Genomic DNA, 19,642 nt, shown 5'->3' with positions numbered 1-19,642 from the left:
CCGGCCGGAACGTCTCCGCTCCCGGGTGGATGGAAGATCCACCCGGGAGCGGATGTGCCGTCTCGGCGTGCCGTTCTAGGTTGCGACCCATGTGGCATGCTGACCCCCTGACCGAGCAGATGTTCCCCGTCCTGCTGGCGTGCGTGGCGCTCGGACTGTGCGTGGCCGTCGTGAGCCTGGCGTGGGATCGCAGGCTCCTGCTGCTGAGGCTCAAGTCCGCAGAGGACAGGTTCGTCGGTCAGCAGGAAGAACTGGTCCGCGCCCAGTTCGCCGAGAGGCGGGCGCGCATCGCCCGTGAGCTGAACGACGTGGTCGCGCACGGGATCAGCATGATGACGCTCGGCGTGGGCGCCGGACGGATGATCATGGACAAGGATCCCGACCGGGCCAGGCGGACCTTGCGGGTTGCCGAGGAGTCGGGGCGTCAGGCACTGGTCGAGCTCCAGCGCACCCTGTCGCTACTCGATCTCGACGGCCCCTCGGCGGGCAGGACGCCCCAGCCCAGGCTGTCCGACCTGCGGGACCTTTTCACCGAGGTCCGCGCGGCGGGCCTGGGGGTGGACATGGTCGAGGAGGGCAGGCCCGCCGAGGTCGCGCTCACCCTCGAACTGGTGGCCTACCGCATCGTCCAGGAGGCGCTCGCCAACACCCTACGACACGCTGGTGCCCGTTCGGCCCGCGTCACGCTGCGCTGGCGCCCGGGTTTCCTCGACGTGCTGGTACGGGACGACGGCCAGGCCGACCCCTCGGCGACCGCGGGGCACGGCCTGCTCGGCATGCGCGAGCGGGCCGCCCTGTTCGGTGGGACGCTGGCGGCCGGGATCCTGCCCGGAGGGGGGTTCGAGGTGCGGGCGCGGCTACCCGTCTCGGGCGAGGCGGTCCCGGACAGCACCCGTACGGCCATGGGGGACGTCACCGACCTCGAACCGACCCGCCCTCTCCTCCGTCCCGCCGGCGCGGGTCAGTCGGACTCGCCGAGGCCGATTGAGAAGGCGGCGTCCAGATCGTGCCGGGAGTAGGCGCGGAAGGCGATGTTGGTCTCGGTGTGCAGCACCCCCGCCACCTTGTTGATCCGCCCGGGAATGACCTCGGCGATCTCCTCGTAGGCGGTGACGCGGACCATGGCCATCAGGTCGTACTCCCCGGTTATGGAGTAGACCTCGCTCACCCCGTCGATCTCGGCGATCGTCTGGGCGACCTCGGGGATCCGGTCCACCTCGGCGTTGATGTGAACGATCGCGGTGACCACGAGCTTCCTCCTCGTTGAGTGTTGCCTGCCGTCTTCGACGCTATCAGCGCAGCGGACGGCCCTCGCGCGCCCGGCGCGGCTCGGCCGCCTGGTAGGCGCGATCGATGCGGGCCTTGAGCCGGCCGGCACCCGAGACGGGCAGGCTCCAGGTGCCCTCCACCTGCACCAGTCGCACCCCCGGGGACTCCAGCCAGCGCAGCACGCACTCGGTCTCCTCGGCGCTGGCGGCGGGGACCGGCCCGGGGCCGGGCGGCACCGTCTCGGCGGTGGCCGCCAGCGCCTCGACGAACGGGGTGGGGTGGGCGCCCCTCGGCATCACCCCGGCCGAGGCGAGCCGTCCGTACCGGATGACGTGGATCTCCCAACGGCCGTCCGCCACGGGGGCGGCCGCGACCATCTGGGAGATGGCGGTCAGCGACCGCAGCCGCTGCATGCGGGCCGAGGTGCGGATGTAGGAGGCGAGCCGGTCGCGGTCGGCCGCGGCCTCCTCGTAGCGCTGGTCGAGGGCCAGACGCTCCATCCTGGCCTCCATGGCGGAGAAGACCCCGGCCGCGTCCAGTTCCAGCGCCCGGCGCGCCGCCCCGACGTGCACCGCGTACTCGTCGGGGGTCTCACGTCCCTCGCACGGCGCGCCGCACCTGCCGATCTCGGCGAGCGCGCAGGCGGAGCGCCTGGTACGCGGAGTGATCCGTTCGGTGCACTGCCGCAGCGGGATCGTCTCGTGCAGCGCGGTGCGGGCGTCCTCGGCGGCGCGGGTGCTGGTGAACGGGCCCAGGTAGGACGCCTCGTCGTCCTTGACCTCGCGGACCACCGACAGGCGGGGGAAGAGCTCGTCGGTCAGCTTGAGCCAGAACATCTTCTCCGGATGGCGCGACCTGCGGTTGTAGCGGGGCTTGGCCGAGCCGATCAGCCTGAGTTCCCTGACCTCCGCCTCCAGTGGGGTCGCGCAGGCGATGGACCTGACCCGCGCGGCGATGCCGATCATCTCGCGGACGCGGGGCCGGGTCTCGCTCGCGGTGAAGTAACCGCGCACGCGGTTGCGCAGGTTGGTGCTCTTGCCGACGTAGAGCGGGTCGCCGCCGGAGTCCTCGAAGACGTAGACGCCGGGTCCCGTCGGCACCGAGTCGGCCAGGTGCCGCTTGCGGCGCTGCTCGGGGGTGGGCGCGCGGACGAAGCCCTTGAGCTCCTCCAGCGTCTGCACCCCGAAGGAGCCCGCCCGTTCCAGCAGGGCGTGCAGCACGTCGACCGTGGCCCGCGCGTCGGCGAGCGCCCGGTGGCAGGGCTCGGTGCGGCTGAAGATCGCGGCCAGCGTGGACAGCTTGCAGTTGGGCGCCTCGTCGCGGGTCAGCAGCTTGCGGGCCAGGTCGACGGTGTCGACCACCTGGTGGGCGGGCGGTGGATACCCGTGCGCCGCACAGGCCGCCCTGATGAATCCCAGGTCGAACCCGGCGTTGTGTGCCACCAGGGTGGAGCCCGCGGCGAACTCCAGGAAGGACGGCAGTACCGACTCGATCCGCGGCGCCGCCACGACCATGCCGTCGGTGATGCCGGTCAGTACCGAGATGAACGGCGGGATCGGCGAACCGGGGTCGACCAGGGTGCCGAACTCACCGAGCACCTCGCCGCCCCTGACCTTGACCGCGCCGATCTCGGTGATCGCGTGCTCGCCCGCCGAGACGCCGGTGGTCTCCAGGTCGAACACGACGAAGGTGACCTGGCTGAGCGGGGTGCCCAGCTCGTCGAGTGTTCCCTGCACGGCGTAGTTCACGATTCACGACCATAGAAGCCCCGACCGACATTCACCGCACCGGGCTCTCTCGGCGCCGGAGGCCCCGCGCACCCGTGGCCTGCGCGTGGGAAAGGCGTCAGCTCCAGTAGCTCCCGTCCAGCATCCGTTCGAGGGCGGCCCGGTGCAGCACCAGGTCGTCGGGGTCGTCCGGCATGGGCTGCTCGCCGAAATGGATGCGGCGGTGCCAGACGCGGGCCATGATGACGCCGTGCCTGAGCGCGGCGTACATCTCGTAGAACTCCATGTCGCGCGGCTTATATCCTGTTATTTCCTGATACGTCTCGCAGACGTCCTCGCGCCGCATGAAGTCGGGCAGGCCGGGCAGTTCCATGACCTCGGCGATCTCCTGGAAGAACCGGTGCAGAAAGATCATCCAGGCGAGGTCCAGCTCGCGGGGGGCGATCGCGGCCATCTCCCAGTCCAGCACCGCCACCGGGGTGAAGTCGCGGTACATCACGTTCCCGATGCGGGCGTCGCCCCAGCTCAGCACGTCGGGCCCCGGATCGTTCGGCCAGTGCTCGCACAGCCAGTCGAACGCCCGCTCCAGCAGCGGGATGCGCATCGAACCGTGTGCCCACTCGTAGTAGGACCGCTGGTCGTCGACGTGCCTGCGCAGCGCGGACTCGCCCGTGCCCGCTATCTCCAGCGGGCGCAGCTCCTCCACGGTGAACGGGGCGTCGTGCAGTCTGGCCAGGATCTCGACGCTCTGCCGTTGCAGCCGTGTCCGGTCGGCGGGGGAGGCGTCCAGCAGCCAGCCCTCGAAGGTGTAGGGCAGGACGTCCGGCGGCACGTCGCCGGTGAGCCGCTCCATCACGAAGAACGGGGTGCCCATCGGTGCGGGGTCGGGCTCGTACCACAGGGTCCGGGGCGCGAGCACCCCGGCGCGCTCCCTGACCATCCGCATGACCTCGAACTGCCTGCCGAGGTCGTAGCTCGGGAAGACCGGCACGGCCTCGCTCGCCGGGGCCATCCGGGCGACACAGCCGATCTCCCGCCCGCCCTCCGCCGCCGTCCAGGAGGCGTCGAAGAGCAGGGTCTCGCTGGACATGCCGTTGCCCGAGGGCGCCGACAGCCGGGAGAGCGTGACGGGGGATCCCACCCTGCCGGAGAGCCAGGAGCGCATCCGTTCGTGTAACTCATCGAGGTCGCGGGTGGATGTCCGCATATCCTCGGCCTGCCGGCGCTGCTGATCCATCGCGCTCTCCCGGGTGGCGTACGTCACAAGGTGATCCGCACAGTCGTAACCTAAGAGCAAGCGCTTGTCCATAAAGAGTTCACGGCCGGGTCGGCCGCCGTCCGCCTTACGGTCAGGTCGGGGTCAGGGTGCGGTAGCCGTACCCTTGACGTGAAGACCGATCCGAGTAGGGGCCGTGATGAGTTCAGCCGGAGAGGGCCTGTCTCGTCCGTTACCCGAGCAGGTTCGCTTACACGTCGTGGAACTGGCGTCCCAGATCCTCGGCTCCATGCCCGCCGCCTCGGTGCCGCCGCCGCTGAAGGGGATCGCCAGATTCGACCCTCGCAAGCGCGCCAGGCTGGGGGGCGCGCCCATCGCCGCGCAACTGGAGACCGACAAGAAGTTCCGCGAGCTGGTCGCGGAGACGCTGACCGCGGGCTGGCCGGAACTGATCGCGAGTCTCGCCGAGGGCGCGGTCCCGCCGGCCGCCGAGCCCGTCATGGTGGCCGCGGCCGCCTACCTGACCCGGCCGCCCGGCTGGGCGGACATGGTGGAGGCGGCCCGCGCGGACCTGGAGCGATCGGCCGCCGCCGCCGAGGACTCCGCGCAGGAGCAGACGCTCTCCCGGCTGCGCGAACAGTTGGCCGGCCAGAAGAGCGCGGCCAAGGAGGAGTCCGAACGGCTGCGCGAGCAGCTCAAGGCCTCGCGCTCGGAGGTCTCCGACCTGCGCCGCAGGCTGCACGAGGCCCGGGAGCGGGCCAGGGCGGCCGAGGCGCGTGCCGCCGAGGCCTGGGAGGCGGCGGAGGAGGCGAAGACCGCCGCGGTCTCGGCGGGGAGCAGCGTGGAGAGCGAGCTGCGCCGCCTGCGCGAGCGGCTGGCCGACGCCGAGCGTCAGCTGGAGTCGACGCGCAGGGCGGCCCGCGAGGGCCGCAGCGTGGAGGACACCAAGGTCCGCATGCTGCTCGACGCCCTGCAGGACGCCGCCGCGGGGCTCCGCAGGGAGCTCGCCCTGCCCTCCGGCATCCACCGTCCCGCCGACTCGGTGGCCTCGGTGGCGCCGGGCAGGCAGGGGGTCCAGGCGGTTCCCGCGCGGGCGCTCGCCGACGACGACCCCGCCCTGCTCGACCAGCTGCTCGCGCTGCCGCAGATCCACCTGATCGTCGACGGCTACAACGTGACCAAGACCGGTTACGGTACGTTCACCCTCGCCGACCAGCGCAATCGCCTCCTCACCGGCCTCGGTGCGCTCTACGCGCAGACCCGAACCGAGCTGACCTGCGTTTTCGACGGCGCCGAGCTGAACGGGCCGGTCCCGGTGTCGGCCCCCAGGGGGGTGCGCGTGATGTTCAGCGCGCCGGGGCAGATCGCCGACGACCTGATCCGCCAGCTGGTCCGCGCCGAGCCCACGGGACGCGCGGTCGCGGTGGTCTCCTCGGATCGGGAGGTGGCCGAGTCGGTCCGCAGGATGGGCGCCCGGCCGGTCCCCTCACTGCTTCTTCTCAGGCGTCTGGGACGGGCGTGAACCTTTTCCGGTGATGGCGCATCGAACTACCGGAAGGTATTTCGATCTCCCCAGGGGCACTCGATGAAGAAGATCATAACGCTCGCCGTCGCCGTGCTGGCCATCGGGGCGACCGTCGCCACCCCCGCCGCGGTCGCGGCGGCCGGCATCCCCAAGGGCTTCCTGCTCTATGAGAAGGACGCGGCGAAGAAGCCCGTTCTCGCCGAGAGCAGCTGGAAGGTCAGCGACTCGGCCAAGGTCCGGCTGGCGATCAACCCGTGCGACCGGGCCACGCTGGCCAGAACCGGCCGGACGGCCGCGCGGACGGTGACCTACACCAGCGTCCCGGACTTCCAGAAGGTCGAGCAGGTGATCCTGTACCGCTCGAAGGCGGCCGCCGCCGGAGCGGTCGCCCAGGTGCGCTCCGCCCTGACCGCCTGCCGCTCCAACACCAACGGGGGCTCCGCCTACCGCTACGTCTCCTCGCGCCTGACCGGGCTCGGAGACGAGGCGCTGAAGGTCTCCGGGCAGGTCTACTACAAGGGGAAGGCGGGCGTGGGGGGTGACCGGAGCGTGCTGGTCAGGAAGGGCAACGCGGTCCTGGTCTATCTCTGGGCCGGGGAGTACTACAAGCCCGCGCGGAGCGACTGGGCCACCCAGTTGCGCGACGCCAGAAAGATGACCGGAAAGATCTGCGGCGTCGCCGACTGCTGAGGGGCGCCCCCGGTGCTCGCCCGGGATATCGGAGCTGCCACCTGCGGCAATAGCGCAAAACATGTGAAAAGGTGATCTAAACCTTACTTGTTCTGTACTATTCGCCGCAGGTCTGTGCAGTCTGGAGGCGTTGACGTGGCCGTGGCGGGTATGCCGGTTGGACTCATTCGGATACCGGTGGCGGCCGGGCTCGCCCTCGCGATGCTGATGACGCCGGTGAGCGGGGCCTCCGCGGAGCCGAAGCCGACGCTCGCCCAGGCCAAGAAGAAGCTGGAGAAGCTCAACGAGCAGGCCGACCAGATCGTCGAGAAGTACAACCAGGCCTCGGAGAAGTGGAAGCGGGCCAGGAAGAAGTACGCGACGCTGAACAGCGAGCTCGCCCGGCAGAGCGAGCAGGTCGCCGGGCTGCGTAAGGAGCTCGTCGCGATGGCGGTCAGCACCTACCAGTTCGGCGCGGTCAACAGCTGGGAGGGCATGGTCTACCAGACCGACCCCGGCGCGCTGCTGAGCGGCCTGGCCTCGGTCGACCAGATGTCGGCCTCCCGGGCCCAGTCGCTGAGCGCCTTCGACGAGGCCACCAAGGCGCTGCGGCTCAACAGGAACCTGGCCAAGGGCGCGCTGAGCGAGGCCGACGAGACGCGCGACGAGCTGGCCAAGGAGAAGGCCAAGGCCGACAAGATGGTCAAGGCTCAGACGAAGCTCCTGCGCGAACTCAACGTCTTCAAGGCGGGCAACCCCGAGAGCGGCGGAATCCAGTACACCGGCTCCGCCTCGGGAAACGCCCGCGCCGCCCTGCAGTTCGCCTTCGCACAGGTCGGCAAGCCCTATCAGTACGGCGGCACGGGCCCCGGCGGCTGGGACTGCTCGGGCCTGCTCCAGGCCGCCTGGCGCAACGGGGGAGTCAGCCTGCCGCGTACCACCTGGGAGCAGTGGAGTTGGGGCGCGAACCGCAAGGTCTCGCTGAACGACCTCCAGCCGGGCGACCTCATCTTCAGTGAGGGCCTGGGCCACGTCAGCATGTACGCGGGCAACGGCCAGATCGTGCACGCCCCGCAGACCGGCGACGTGGTCAAGGTCGTCCCGCTCTCGGCCTACGGCCGTCGCCTCGTCGGAGCCGTCCGCCCCTGACGCACGGCGCGCGGGTCCCAGTGGCCGGAAAACCGGGTGCGCCGCCCGCGGCGGCGCTGTCAGCATCGGAAAATGATCAGTTCATGGATGCTCGACGAACTCGCCCATGCCGGTCCCGAGCACCTCGACGCCGCGTTCGTCGCCGGGTTCGACCGCAAACAGGGCAGGCCCGATCCGGGGGAGGATCTCGCCGCGCTCGCCGGGCGCGGCGTGGGGGAGACGGCGACGGTCGTGGAACTCGGCGCGGGGACGGGGCAGTTCGCCCTGGCCGCGGCGCGGCGGTTCCGGCGGGTGGTGGCGGTTGACGTCTCCCCGGCGATGCACGACTTCCTGACCGTCCGGGCCGCCGAGGACGGCCTGGCCAACATCGAGTGCGTGCGGGCGGGTTTTCTCTCCTACGAGCACGCGGGGCCACCCGCGGACGCGGTCTACACCCGTCACGCCCTTCATCAGCTCCCCGACTTCTGGAAGGCGGTCGCGCTCGACCGCATCGCGCGGATCGTACGGCCCGGGGGCGTCCTGCGCCTGCGCGACCTGATCTTCGATTTCCGGCCGGCCGAGGCCGGCGCCGTGCTCGGCCGCTGGCTCGACGGCGCGGCCGACGATCCCGCGCTGGGCTACACCCGCGAGGACTACGCCGAGCATCTGCGCACCGAGTACAGCACCTTCCGATGGCTTCTCGAACCGATGCTCGACGCAGCCGGGTTCGAGATCGTCCAGGCGGACTTCAGGGAATCGATCTACGGCGCCTACACGTGCGTCCGGCGCTGACGCGTGCTCGGCGGCGGGGGAGGGCCCCTCACGGCTTCAACCGTGAATGATGGTAAATGTGATGAACATTACAGAAATCGTGATTTGTCGGGTGTGATTCCAGAGGTGTGACGAGGGTCATATCTCAATAGCATAAATGGCCATTAAGCAGGGGTAACGGGAAGATCACGAACGCTTGTCGATCTTCTTGTTTGGCGAATGCTTTGCCGAAAGTTGGAGATCGGGGTAACTTCTGGCCTCGCGACGTGCAAGCCATGCCGTCGCGGTGAATGTCGGTCTTCGGGCCGGTGTCCCTATAGAAATCCAACCGGCCGCCGCTCCCCCGTCGGGGGCGGACCTCATCGCGGCGGCCCGCCGAATCCACGCAGCCAGGAGGCATGGAACCGGGGACCCAAAAGGCCCGAGACAACGTGGCCAGGGGTGAATCAGCGCATTTGCGCCGTAGGGCATCTTCCCAGCCCGAACCCGTCAGCTAACCCGGTAGGCATCAGTGGAAGCACCAAGGAGAAATCCTGTCTACCACCCCGTGTAACACCCGTCTGTCGCGCCTTTTCCGCCTTTCCCTCGGCGGTATCGCCCTCACCTTGACCGCCTCAGCCGGAGCGGTCACCCTGGGGTCGACGGCGGCCGGAGCGACGACGGACAGCACCCCTGAGATCCTGGTCAACACCGCGGCCGGAGTCTCCGAGCAGACCGATCGGGCTGCGCACAAGGCCAAGGCCGGTACCAAGGTCAAGACCAAGATGAGCAGGGTGGCCCTGCAGAAGGTTCGGGCCCGCAAGGCCGTTTCGACGGCCAAGAAGCAGATCGGCGATCCGTACCGGTGGGGTGCCTCCGGTCCCGGCGCGTTCGACTGCTCGGGGCTCGTCAAATACGCCTGGCGCAAGGCGGGCGTGTCCATCCCCCGGATCACGCACAGCCAGTACCGGGCGATCAGGAAGAAGGTCTCGTGGAGCCACCTGCGCCCCGGTGACCTGATGTTCTTCAGTGGAAAGGGCCACGTCGGCATGTATGTCGGCAAGGGCAGGATGGTCCACTCGCCGAGCAGCGGCAAGACGGTCCGGATCGTGAAGCTGGAGGGGTACTACAGGTCATCCTTCGCCGGAGCGGTCCGGCCCGGAGCCTGACCCGGGCAAGGGGCGCCGGCCCCGTTCCTCACATGTGGAGGGGCGGGGCCGCTCCGTTTCCGGTAGGGGCCGCGAGCGTGCCGCCCAGGCGGATCCGCGCCTCCGGCAAGGAGCGTCGCGATGCCGGTCGATCGACGGCCCCCGGCCCGGAGGCCGGAGCACCGGCCGGCATTCCGATAACATCGACTCGTTATGTCCGTCCCGAAGGGGCGCCGCACCGTGCTCGCCGGGATGCTGGCGCTGATGAGCGTGGGCCCGTCGGCCGGGACGGGACCTCTCCTGGCCGGAGCCGGCCCGCTTCCTCACGATCCTCTCCAGCGCGCCGGAGAACTCCCCGTCGGCCTTCGAGACCTGTGGCCCGGCGCCGCCGTCGTCGTCCGGGGTGAGCACTCCCTCGTGATCGGCCACGACCTCGCGCCCGCCGTCCTGCGGGACCTGGCCGCCAGGGCCGACCGGGCCCGTCGCGCGGTCGCGGCGATCTGGGGGCCGGTCCGAGCGGTGATCCTGTTCCCCGCCACCGATGCCGAGGCCGCGGCACTCGCCGGAGCGGAGAGCACCCGGGGCCTGGCCGCGATGGCGACCGCGGACCGGGTGATCGTCCTGCCTTCGGGCTACGCGAGGCTCACCATGACCGGCAGGGACGTGGTGATCACGCACGAGCTGGTGCACGTGGCCACCGGCGCGACCCGCGGCGGCCGGGTGCCGATGTGGCTGTCGGAGGGCTTCGCCGACTACGTCGGCTACCGCGATGCCGGAATCCCGGTACGGACGGCCGCCGCCGAGCTGGCCGCCGAGGTGCGCGCCGGAGTCCTGCCCGCCCGTCTCCCGGGCCCCGCCGACTTCGCCCCCGGCGCTCCGCGGCTCGCACAGGCGTACGAGGAGGCCTGGCTCGCCTGCCGGTTCATCGCGGAGCGCTTCGGTGAGAAGGCCCTGGTGAGGCTCTACGGTGGCGATGTCACCGACACGCTCGGCCTGTCGCCCGCCCAACTCACCGTGGCGTGGCGTGACTATCTCGGAGAGGAACTCGCCTGACATCCTTGTGTCCTTCCCGGTCCAGGCCCCACCTGGCGGATCTCGCCGTGGCGAGGAGCGGTCGGCGGGTGCCTCGCAGGGCGCGGGAGGGAGCCGCGGCGTGCCGCGGTGACCGGTGACGACACGGCGAGGCGCCGTCCGGCCGACCGCGGCAGGCGGAGGATCCAAAGGACGGGGCCCAGGGTTCGGGCTCCACGCTGGAGGTGTTTGATGACGCTGAGCACGACGGACGCGCCCTCGGGTGTGCGGTCGGCGGGGTGGGCGCTGGCCGCGCTGGGGGTGGTCACCCTGGCGGTCGTGGCGGTCGCCACGCCCTGGCGGGCGCTGCCCGCGGGAACCCCGGCGGTCGTCCCCGATCCGGGCCGCGACTTCACGGCCGAGCAGATCGCCAGGTCCGAGGCGTTCGACAGACTGGTCAGCGTACCGGGTTACCTCTCCCTCGGCCTGACGCTGGTGGTGGCGGGGGTGCTGGTGGGCACCCCGCTGGGCGCCCGGCTCGTCGGCCGGCTGCGGGGGCCGTGGTGGCTGCGGGTGCTGCTCGGCGTGCTGGTGTTTTCGGTGGCCGTCGCGATGCTGCGCTGGCCGCTGGGGATGTGGTCGGAGACCTACCTGCGCGACTTCGGGTTGTCCACCCAGACCTGGCCGACCTGGACCGTCGACCGGATCAAGAGCCTGGGCGTCGGCACCGCGCTGACCGCGATCATGGTTCTGGCGGTGGTCGCGCTGGCGCGGCGCTACCGGCGCTGGTGGATCCCGGCGGCGGCCGGCGCGTTCGCACTGACGGTGGCGGCCTCCTTCGCCTACCCGGTGCTCATCGAGCCGATCTTCAACGACTTCAGGCCGATGGAGGCCGGACGACTCCGCGACGACCTGCTCGCCATGGCCGCCAGGGACGGCGTGCCGGTGGAGGACGTGCTCGTCGCCGACGCCTCCCGGCGGACCACCGCGCTCAACGCCTACGTCTCCGGATTCGGCGCGACCCGCAGGATCGTCGTCTACGACACGCTGCTCCGGGCGCCCGCCGACGAGGTCGAGCTGGTGGTCGCGCACGAGCTCGGTCACGCCAAGGCGGGCGACGTGCTCTCCGGTACGCTCGTCGGAGCCCTGGGCGCGGCGTTCGGGGCGTGCCTGCTCTACGTGGTGACCTCGGCGGGGGTCGTGCGGCGTCGCGCGGGGATCTCCTCCATCGGTGACCCGAGGGCGGTGGGTTTGGTCATGGGGTTGCTCAGCCTGGCCGCGGTGCTGTCAGGACCGGCGCAGAACCTGGTGAGCCGGCACATCGAGGCCCGTGCGGACGTCCACGCGCTGGACCTGACCAGGGATCCGGCGACGTTCGCCGCCATGCAGAAACGGCTGGCGGTCACCAACATCTCGGATCTGTCGCCCGACCTCGTGGAGTACGTGCTCTACGCCTCGCATCCCACCGCGCCGCAGCGCATCGCGCTGGCGCGCTCCTGGGCCCGGCTGAACGGTCTCTCCGAGCCATGAGGCGCACGCTGGTGGTCACGAACGACTTCCCGCCTCGCGCCGGGGGGATCCAGTCCTTCGTGTACGGTCTCATCGCCCGCCGCCCGCCCGGCTCCGTCGTCGTCTACGCCCCCCGATGGCCCGACAGCGAGGACTTCGACCTGCGGCAGCCCTACCCCGTGGTGCGGCACCCCACCTCGTTGATGCTGCCCACCCCCGCCGTCGCCCGCCGGGCGGCCGCACTGGTCGCCGAGTTCGGGTGCGAGACCGTGGTCTTCGGGGCGGCGGCGCCGCTCGGGCTGCTCGCGCCCAGGATGCGCGAGGCCGGGGTCCGCCGCGTCGTCATGGTCACCCACGGCCACGAGGCGGGCTGGACGGCGCTCCCGGTCGGCCGCCGGGTGCTCGCCAGAATCGGCGCGCACGCCGACGTGGTCACCTACCTGGGGGAGTACACCCGGCGGCGGCTGGTCAGGGTGATACCCGGGGACAAGCTGGTGCGGCTCGCGCCCGGCGTCGACACCGAGGTGTTCGCGCCCGGGGCCGGGAGAGAGCGGGTGCGCGCGGCGCTCGGACTGGGAGAGCGGCCGGTGGTGCTCTGCCTGTCCAGGCTGGTGCCGCGCAAGGGCCAGGACACGCTGCTGCGGGCCTGGCCCGGTGTGCTGCGGGACGTTCCCGACGCGATGCTCCTGATCGTCGGCGGTGGCCCGTACCGCAGGACCCTGGAACGGCTGGCCAGGCCGATGAACGGCTCGGTCCAGATCACCGGCCCCGTGCCGGAGGCCGCGCTGCCCGGCTATCTGGCAGCGGGAGACGTGTTCGCCATGCCGTGCCGTACCCGCCTGGGCGGTATCGACGTGGAGGGGCTCGGCATCGTCTATCTGGAGGCGTCCGCCAGCGGACTGCCCGTGGTGGCGGGCTCCTCGGGCGGTGCCCCCGACGCCGTGCTACGCGGGCAGACCGGCCTGGTCGTCGACGGCACCCGCCCGGACGAGGTCACGGCGGCCCTGGTCGACCTGCTCAAGGACCGGGCCGGGGCGCGTGCCATGGGTGAACGCGGGCGCGAGTGGGTCGCGCGCGAGTGGAGCTGGGATCTCGCCGCCTCCCGCTTCGCCCGCGTTCTGGAGTCCGTGGAGACCCCCTGACTAGCCGTAGAGGGACTCGACCTGCTTGGCGAAGTCGCGCATCACGACGGCGCGCTTGACCTTGAGGGTCGGGGTGAGGTGCCCGCTCTCCTCGCTGATGTCGACGTCGAGCACCGTGAACTTCTTGATCTGCTCGGCCCTGGAGACGAACTTGTTGGCGTTGTCCACGGCCTTCTGCACCTCGGCGACGATGGCCGGGTCGGAGCTGAGGGCGGCGAGGTCCGCGTCCGTCCTGCCGTTGGCGGCCTTCCACTGCTCCAGGGCCTCGGTGTCGAGCGTGATGAGGGCCGCGACGAACGGCCTGTCGTCGCCGACCACCATCGCCTGGCTGATCAGCGGGTGGGCGCGGATGTGGTCCTCCATCGGGGCCGGGGCGACGTTCTTGCCCGCGGCGGTGACGAGGATCTCCTTCTGGCGGCCGGTGATGCGCAGGTAGCCGTCCCCGTCCAGCTCGCCGACGTCGCCGGTGTGGAACCAGCCGTCCTTGTCGATCGCCACGGCGGTGGCCTCGTCGTTGTTCCAGTAGCCCTCGAAGACGTGGCGGCCCTTGACGAGCACCTCGCCGTGCTCGCCGATGCCGATGGTGACGCCGGGGAACGGCTTGCCGACGGTGCCGATCTTGTTGGCCCCCGGCAGGTTGACCGAGGAGGGCGCCGAGGTCTCGGTCAGGCCCCAGCCCTCAAGCACCTCGATGCCCACGCCGCGGAAGAAGTGGCCGAGCCGCTCGCCCAGGGCGGAGCCGCCGGACACGGCCGCCGTCAGCCTGCCGCCGGTCGCGGCGCGCAGCTTGCCGTAGACGAGCCTGTCGAACAGGGCGTGCTTCAGCCTCAGGCCCAGCCCCGCGCCGCCGGTGGACTCCGCCCTGCTCCAGGCGATGGCGGTCTCCGCCGCGGCGTGGAAGATCTTCCCCTTGCCGTCGGCGGTGGCCTTCTGCTCGGCGGCGTTGTAGACCTTCTCGAACACGCGGGGCACGCCCAGCAGGAACGTGGGCTTGAAGGCCTGCAGGTCGGGGCCGACGTTCTTCATGTTGGGAGTGTGCGCGAGGACCGTGCCCGTCTCGATCAGCACGATCTCGATGATGCGGGCGAAGACGTGCGCGAGCGGCAGGAAGAGCAGGGCCGCCCTGTCGTCCACGGTGAAGAGGCGCTCCAGCGGGCCGTGCGCGACGTTCCTGGCGGTGAACAGCAGGTTGTCATGGGTCAGCCGGCAGCCCTTGGGCCGGCCGGTGGTGCCCGAGGTGTAGACGATGGTGGCCAGGTCGGCGATGCCGCGGCCGGCCCTGCGCTCGGCGAGCGTGTCGTCGCCGACCTCGGCGCCGAGCGCGGTCAGCTCGTCCAGGGCACCGCCCTCGATGCGCCAGACGTCCTTGAGGCCGGGCAGCTCCGAGATGCCCTCGCGGACCGTCTCCTCGTTCGAGTCCAGCTCGACGAAGACGGCCTTCGCGCCGCTGTCGGAGATGATCCAGGAGACCTGGTCGGCCGAGGAGGACTCGTAGATCGGCACGCTGACCGCGCCCGCGGCCCAGATCGCGTAGTCGATCACGGTCCACTCGTAGCGGGTGCGCGACATCAGCGCCACCCGGTCGCCGGGTTCGACGCCGGCCGCGATCAGGCCCTTGGCCACTTCCGCGACCTGGTCGCGGAACTCGCGGGCGGTGACGGCGGCCCAGTCGTCGCCGACCTTGCGGCGCAGGGCGACGGCGCCCGGCTCCTCTTCGGCGCGCCGGAACACCGTGTCGGTCAGGTTGGCGGAGGCGGGGACATCCACCAGCACGGGGACGCTGTACTCACGCACGGATCACTCCTGGAGACGCACGGATCGATGGGCTGCCTGGAAGCTATCGCGATAAGTTACGCATGAGTAAATTCGTCACCCAGGCGTTATCAACGGGAATTTCACCGTACCAACTGCTCTCGTCTGGAGTGGTTGGCCGCGCCGTCGTGTGAGGTTTGTTACTTATGCCGGTATTTGCGGGTGGTTAGGATGTCCGGCATGCGGGTTCATGTCGTCAGCGATGTACACGGGAGAGCTGACGCGCTGGCCCGCGCGGGAGAGGGCGCCGACGCCCTGATCTGCCTGGGGGACCTGATCCTGTTCGTCGACTACGACGACCACTCCCAGGGCATCTTCGCCGAGCTCTTCGGGGCGGAGCGGGCGGCGGAGTTCATCGCGCTGCGGACGGCCAAGCGGTTCGAGGAGGCGCGGGCGATGTCCTCGGCGCTCTGGGCGTCGCTGGAGGGTGGCCCGCGCGAGCACATCGAGCGCTCCGTCAGGCGGCAGTACGGTGAGATCTTCGCCGCGATGCCGACCCCCGCCTACCTCACCTACGGCAACGTGGACCTGCCGCGCTACTGGCCCGAGTACGTGCGCGAGGGCCACCGGGTGCTCGACGGCGAGACCGTGGAGATCGGCGGCCTGCGCTTCGGCTTCGTCGGGGGCGGGCTGCGCACCCCGTACCGGACCCCGTACGAGATCGACGAGGAGGAGTTCGCCCGCAAGGTGGAGGCCGTCGGCGAGGTCGACGTGCTCTGCTGCCACATTCCGCCGGCCATCCCCGAACTGCTCTACGACGTGGTGGCCCGGCGGTTCGAGCGGGGCAGCGAGGCCACCCTGGAGGCGATCCGGCGGACCCAGCCGCGCTACGCCCTCTTCGGTCACGTACACCAGCCCCTCGCCGCCCGCACCCGGGTCGGCAGGACCGAGTGCCTCAACGTGGGGCACTTCAGGAACCGGGGTGTTCCCTTCGCGCTGGAGTGGTAGCCGGCCGCGGCCCCGCTAGGCGTACGCGGACGATCGTGAAGCAGTACGGTTGGCCCATGGCTGATCGCACCACCTCCAGCATCACGATCGGCGCGGACCGGTCGAACATCATGGCGGTCATCGCCGACTTCCCCTCCTATCCCCGGTGGGCGGGCCAGGTGAAGTCCGCGCGGATCCTCTCCACGGGGGAGGACGGCCGCCCGGCCACGGTCAGGTTCGTCCTCGACGCGGGTGTGATCAGCGACGAGTACACCCTCCGCTACACCTGGTACGGCGACGAGTCGGTCGACTGGCACATCGCCGAGGCGGGGAAGATGGTCTCCGGGCTCACCGGGAGCTACCGTCTCGCCGACGCGGGCGGCGGCACCGAGGTGACGTACGAACTCGCCGTCGACCTCAAGGTTCCGATGATCGGCATGATCAAGCGGAAGGCGGAGAAGGTCATCGTCGACACCGCCCTGAAGGGGCTGAAGAAGCGCGTCGAGACCCGATGAGGGAGCGGGGCGTGATCGCGGAACCGTCCCTCGGGAGGACGACGTGAGCCGGGTCCTGCTCTTCACCGGCAAGGGCGGCGTCGGCAAGACGACCGCCGCCGCGGCCACCGCCACCCTCGCCGCCCGGTCCGGCCTCAAGACCCTGGTGGTCTCCACGGACACCGCCCATTCGCTGGCCGACGCCCTCGGCGTGCACGCCGCGACGGAGCCCACCGAGATCGCCCCCGGCCTCTCCCTGCAGCAGGTCGACACCCAACGGGCGCTGGAGCGCCAGTGGGGTGAGCTGCGCGACTATGCCAGGGGCGTCTTCGCCGAGCTCGGCCTCGACGAGGTGACCGCCGAGGAGATCACGGTGCTGCCCGGCGCCGAGGAGGTCATCGCGCTGCTGGAGCTGCGCGAGCAGGCGAGCACCGGACTGTGGGACGTCATCGTCATCGACTGCGCCCCGACCGCCGAGACGCTCAGGCTGCTGGCCCTGCCCGAGGCCCTCGACTGGCACGTGAACCGGCTGCTGCCCGTCGGCAGGCGGCTGCTGCGCACCCTCTCCCCGCTGATCCGCCGCCTGGCGCAGGTCAGTGTGCCGGAAGACCACGTGGTGGGCGCCGGGGAGCGGCTCCACCGGGGATTGCTGGAGGTGCGAGAGCTGCTCACCGGGCCCGACGCGAGCGTCCGGCTGGTGCTCACCCCGGAGGCCGTCGTGCTGGCCGAGGCCCGCCGCACGCTCACCTCCCTCAGCCTGTACGGCTACCGCGTCGACGCGGTGATCGCCAACCGGGTCTTCCCCTCGGAGGGCGCCGACGAGTGGCGGCAGCGGTGGGTGCGGGCCCAGGCCCTGCACCTGGCCGAGGTCGAGGAGTCCTTCGCGCCGCTGCCCGTGCACACCGTGCCCTACCTCGAGGCCGAACCCGTCGGCCTCGACGCCCTCGCCGGTGTCGCCGAGGCCATGTACCGGGGGAGCGACCCCTTCGCCCCGCCCTCCGTCGACCCGCCGCTGCGGATCACCGCCGAGGGCGAGCTGATCCTGGCCCTGCCGCTCGCGGACAAGAACGAGGTGGATCTGGCGCGCAAGGGCGACGAACTGATCGTCAACGCCGGTTCCTACCGCCGGGTCCTGGCCCTGCCCGCCGCGCTGGCTCGCAGGTCGGTGCGGGAAGCCGCGCTCCGAGACGGGTTTCTCCGGGTACGGTTCGAAGCGGGAGGGCCTGATGACTGATAACACGAATGACGCAGAGAAGACCCCGAAGCCGCGTGCGCCCAGAAAGCCGGGTAAGGCGGCTGACGCCGTGACACCGGAGGTCGCCGCCGAGACCGCCGGCACCGGAGCCGCCGAGAAGACCTCGAAGTCGCGTGCGCCCAGGAAGCCGGGTAAGGCGGCTGACGCCGTGACACCGGAGGTCGCCGCCGAGACCGCCGGCACCGGAGCCGCCGAGAAGACTCCGAAGAGCCGTCGTGCGAAGCCCGCCGGGGGAGCCGCGCGGTCCGGGCGTGCCCGGCGTACCGGATCGGCCGAGTCCGTCGAGTCGGTCGAGGCGGCTGAGGCGGGGATCGAGCCCGTCGAGCGGATCGAGGTCGCGCCCGGGGCTTCGGATCCCGGGCGGGCCCCGGCCTCGGAGCAGGCCGAGCGCGACGCGCGCGCCGAGTGGTTCGAGCGCGCCGATCGGGCCCGGCGCGAGGAGCGGACCGGCTGGACCCCGTGGGGCCGCCCCGGCGAGCGCGAGGAGCCGGGCGGGACCGAGGAGCGCGGGCGAGACGAGCGGGCCCGTGAGGAATGGGCCGAAGCAGGTAGGGACCCACTGGGCAGCGCCGCCGAGGAGGCGTTCAAACTCTTCGACACGCTGCAGCAGAAGGCGACCAGGGAACTGCGCAAGAATCTGATCAAGGGCACGATGACCGGTTTCGGCAGCGCGTTCTCCGGTGGCGGCCGAGGAAGAGAGCGGGACGTGTGGGAGGAGGCGGTCTCCGAGCCCGAGGAGTACATCTGCCGGGCCTGCCCCGTCTGCCGCGCGATGGCCGCGCAGCGTGAGTCGGGAGCCGCCGTCACCGATCACCTCATGCAGGCCGGCACCGAGTTGTTCGCCGCCTTCAAGTCGGCGGTCGAGGGGCTCGGCAAGCCCGCGCCAGGCCAGCGGGCACGGGAGCGCGAGCGCGAGGACACCCCCGTGGAGCACATCGACCTGGGGTGAGCCCCAGGGGGAGAGGAAGAAACGGACAATGGCGCTGACCATCGGCGTGGACATCGGCGGTACGAAGGTCGCGGCGGGAGTCGTCGACGAGGACGGCCGGATCGTCGCGCACCTGCTGCGGCCCACCCCGGCCGAGAACCCCGAGCGGGTCGCCCACACGATCGGTGACGTGATCCTGGAACTCGCCAGGGACCGCGAGATCGAGGCCGTCGGTCTCGGCGCCGCCGGGTTCGTCGACGAGACCCGGTCCATCGTCCGGTTCGCCCCCAACCTCGCCTGGCGCGAGGAGCCCCTGCAGAAGAAGGTCTCCGACCTGGTCGGCCTGCCCGTCGTGGTGGAGAACGACGCCAACGCGATGGCATGGGGTGAGGCCAGGTTCGGCGCCGGTCGGGGGGAGAGCCACCTGGTGTGCGTGACCGTCGGCACCGGCATCGGCGGCGGCATCGTGTTCGACGGTTCCCTCTACCGGGGGCGCTGGGGCATGGGCGCCGAGTTCGGCCACATGCAGGCGGTCCCCCAGGGACGCCTGTGCGGGTGCGGCAACCTCGGCTGCTGGGAGCAGTACGCCAGTGGCAGCGCCCTGGTCAACGAGGCCAGGAAGATCGCCGAGGCCGAGCCGGACAGGGCCGTCACGCTCCTGAAGATCGCCGGCGGAACGCCGGAACAGATCGAGGGCCACGAGGTCACCGAGGCGGCCAGGCAGGGCGACCCGGCCGCGCTGGCCGCGTTCTCCTCGATGGCCCGCTGGATCGGTCAGGGGCTGGCCGACCTCGTGGCCGTCCTCGACCCCGGCTGCTTCGTGCTCGGCGGCGGTGTCTCGCGCGCCGCGGATCTGTGGATCGACGAGACCCGCGAGTTCTTCGCCACGCACCTGAGTGGCCGGGGGCACCGCCCGCTGGCCGACATCCGGCTGGCCGAACTCGGTGCCTCGGCGGGCCTGGTGGGCGCCGCGGATCTCGCCCGCCGGCGCTGACCGGGGTCTTCCTCCCGAAAGCCGCTCAGGGGAGCCTTTCTCCGGTCCGCCGGGCGGGGCACCACCGGGCCGCGTCGGCCGGAGACCCCGCTCGGGGCACATCGCCGCCCGCCGACGGCCCGCATACCGATCAGGGGC

The 19,642-nt window shown here is 71.1% G+C and carries 18 protein-coding genes and 1 riboswitch; of the genes, 14 read left to right on the top strand and 4 right to left on the bottom strand.

The window, feature by feature from the left end:
- Window positions 1-89 precede the first annotated feature (89 nt).
- The gene (locus tag ACFQVD_RS17660; protein ID WP_343974217.1) at window positions 90-1,019 is read left to right on the top strand and encodes a sensor histidine kinase; all 930 of its coding nucleotides are present in this window, start codon (window positions 90-92) and stop codon (window positions 1,017-1,019) included.
- On the opposite strand, the gene ACFQVD_RS17655 is transcribed toward ACFQVD_RS17660, so the two are convergent.
- The 3 genes from ACFQVD_RS17655 to ACFQVD_RS17645 form a co-directional block, all read right to left on the bottom strand.
- Complete coding sequence (locus ACFQVD_RS17655; RefSeq protein WP_030910213.1) at window positions 962-1,249, bottom strand: Lrp/AsnC family transcriptional regulator; 288 nt, start codon at window positions 1,247-1,249, stop codon at window positions 962-964. The two genes, ACFQVD_RS17660 and ACFQVD_RS17655, sit on opposite strands and share 58 nt — an antisense overlap.
- Before the next feature lie 43 nt (window positions 1,250-1,292).
- Complete coding sequence (locus ACFQVD_RS17650) at window positions 1,293-3,017, bottom strand: DEDD exonuclease domain-containing protein (RefSeq protein ID WP_343974222.1); 1,725 nt, start codon at window positions 3,015-3,017, stop codon at window positions 1,293-1,295.
- Between the two features lie 97 nt (window positions 3,018-3,114).
- Window positions 3,115-4,233, bottom strand: a complete 1,119-nt coding sequence (locus tag ACFQVD_RS17645) for a phosphotransferase family protein (protein ID WP_343974224.1) — start codon at window positions 4,231-4,233, stop codon at window positions 3,115-3,117.
- Between the two features lie 238 nt (window positions 4,234-4,471).
- Between ACFQVD_RS17645 and ACFQVD_RS17640 the strand changes: the two genes are divergently transcribed.
- The 8 genes from ACFQVD_RS17640 to ACFQVD_RS17605 all read left to right on the top strand — a co-directional run bounded on the left by ACFQVD_RS17640 (window position 4,472) and on the right by ACFQVD_RS17605 (window position 13,094).
- Window positions 4,472-5,734, top strand: coding sequence for an NYN domain-containing protein (locus ACFQVD_RS17640; protein WP_364155386.1), 1,263 nt, complete (start codon window positions 4,472-4,474; stop codon window positions 5,732-5,734).
- Between the two features lie 63 nt (window positions 5,735-5,797).
- Window positions 5,798-6,427 carry a hypothetical protein gene (locus tag ACFQVD_RS17635; RefSeq protein WP_343974230.1) on the top strand — a complete coding sequence of 210 codons (630 nt, stop codon included), beginning with the start codon at window positions 5,798-5,800 and terminating at the stop codon, window positions 6,425-6,427.
- A 150-nt stretch (window positions 6,428-6,577) separates the two neighbouring features.
- Window positions 6,578-7,555: a C40 family peptidase gene (locus ACFQVD_RS17630; RefSeq protein ID WP_343974233.1), complete on the top strand. Its 978-nt coding sequence runs from the start codon at window positions 6,578-6,580 to the stop codon at window positions 7,553-7,555.
- Window positions 7,556-7,627: 72 nt separating this feature from the next.
- On the top strand, window positions 7,628-8,326 hold the full coding sequence (locus tag ACFQVD_RS17625) for a class I SAM-dependent methyltransferase (RefSeq protein WP_343974235.1): 699 nt from the start codon (window positions 7,628-7,630) through the stop codon (window positions 8,324-8,326).
- Between the two features lie 342 nt (window positions 8,327-8,668).
- Window positions 8,669-8,828, top strand: a riboswitch (cyclic di-AMP (ydaO/yuaA leader).
- 82 nt (window positions 8,829-8,910) lie between these two features.
- Complete coding sequence (locus ACFQVD_RS17620) at window positions 8,911-9,453, top strand: C40 family peptidase (protein WP_343974238.1); 543 nt, start codon at window positions 8,911-8,913, stop codon at window positions 9,451-9,453.
- A 192-nt stretch (window positions 9,454-9,645) separates the two neighbouring features.
- Entirely contained in the window at window positions 9,646-10,485 is an 840-nt protein-coding gene (locus tag ACFQVD_RS17615) for a hypothetical protein (protein ID WP_343974241.1), read from the top strand.
- Window positions 10,486-10,695: 210 nt separating this feature from the next.
- On the top strand, window positions 10,696-11,973 hold the full coding sequence (locus ACFQVD_RS17610) for a M48 family metallopeptidase (protein ID WP_343974244.1): 1,278 nt from the start codon (window positions 10,696-10,698) through the stop codon (window positions 11,971-11,973).
- Window positions 11,970-13,094: a glycosyltransferase family 4 protein gene (locus tag ACFQVD_RS17605; protein ID WP_343974247.1), complete on the top strand. Its 1,125-nt coding sequence runs from the start codon at window positions 11,970-11,972 to the stop codon at window positions 13,092-13,094. Before ACFQVD_RS17610 ends, ACFQVD_RS17605 begins: the two co-directional genes overlap by 4 nt.
- On the opposite strand, the gene ACFQVD_RS17600 is transcribed toward ACFQVD_RS17605, so the two are convergent.
- Window positions 13,095-14,888 carry an AMP-dependent synthetase/ligase gene (locus ACFQVD_RS17600; protein WP_343974249.1) on the bottom strand — a complete coding sequence of 598 codons (1,794 nt, stop codon included), beginning with the start codon at window positions 14,886-14,888 and terminating at the stop codon, window positions 13,095-13,097.
- Between the two features lie 198 nt (window positions 14,889-15,086).
- Here ACFQVD_RS17600 and ACFQVD_RS17595 point away from each other — a divergent pair, with 198 nt between their 5' ends.
- Genes ACFQVD_RS17595 through ACFQVD_RS17575 form a run of 5 tightly spaced genes read left to right on the top strand, consistent with a single transcriptional unit; the run spans window position 15,087 to window position 19,504 of the window.
- A complete protein-coding gene (locus ACFQVD_RS17595; RefSeq protein WP_343974252.1) occupies window positions 15,087-15,854 on the top strand; it encodes a metallophosphoesterase family protein in 768 nt (255 codons plus the stop codon).
- Between the two features lie 56 nt (window positions 15,855-15,910).
- Window positions 15,911-16,348, top strand: a complete 438-nt coding sequence (locus ACFQVD_RS17590; RefSeq protein WP_343974255.1) for an SRPBCC family protein — start codon at window positions 15,911-15,913, stop codon at window positions 16,346-16,348.
- A gap of 43 nt (window positions 16,349-16,391) precedes the next feature.
- Complete coding sequence (locus tag ACFQVD_RS17585; protein ID WP_343974258.1) at window positions 16,392-17,561, top strand: ArsA family ATPase; 1,170 nt, start codon at window positions 16,392-16,394, stop codon at window positions 17,559-17,561.
- Window positions 17,554-18,531, top strand: coding sequence for a hypothetical protein (locus tag ACFQVD_RS17580; RefSeq protein WP_343974261.1), 978 nt, complete (start codon window positions 17,554-17,556; stop codon window positions 18,529-18,531). The genes ACFQVD_RS17585 and ACFQVD_RS17580 overlap by 8 nt, the downstream gene beginning before the upstream one ends.
- 28 nt (window positions 18,532-18,559) lie before the next feature.
- Complete coding sequence (locus ACFQVD_RS17575) at window positions 18,560-19,504, top strand: ROK family glucokinase (protein ID WP_343974264.1); 945 nt, start codon at window positions 18,560-18,562, stop codon at window positions 19,502-19,504.
- The last annotated feature ends 138 nt before the right edge of the window (window positions 19,505-19,642 follow it).

It is taken from the genome of Streptosporangium amethystogenes subsp. fukuiense (assembly GCF_042665875.1).
Taxonomy (GTDB): Bacteria; Actinomycetota; Actinomycetes; order Streptosporangiales; family Streptosporangiaceae; genus Streptosporangium; species Streptosporangium fukuiense.
This window is presented reverse-complemented; position numbering and strand designations above follow the sequence as displayed.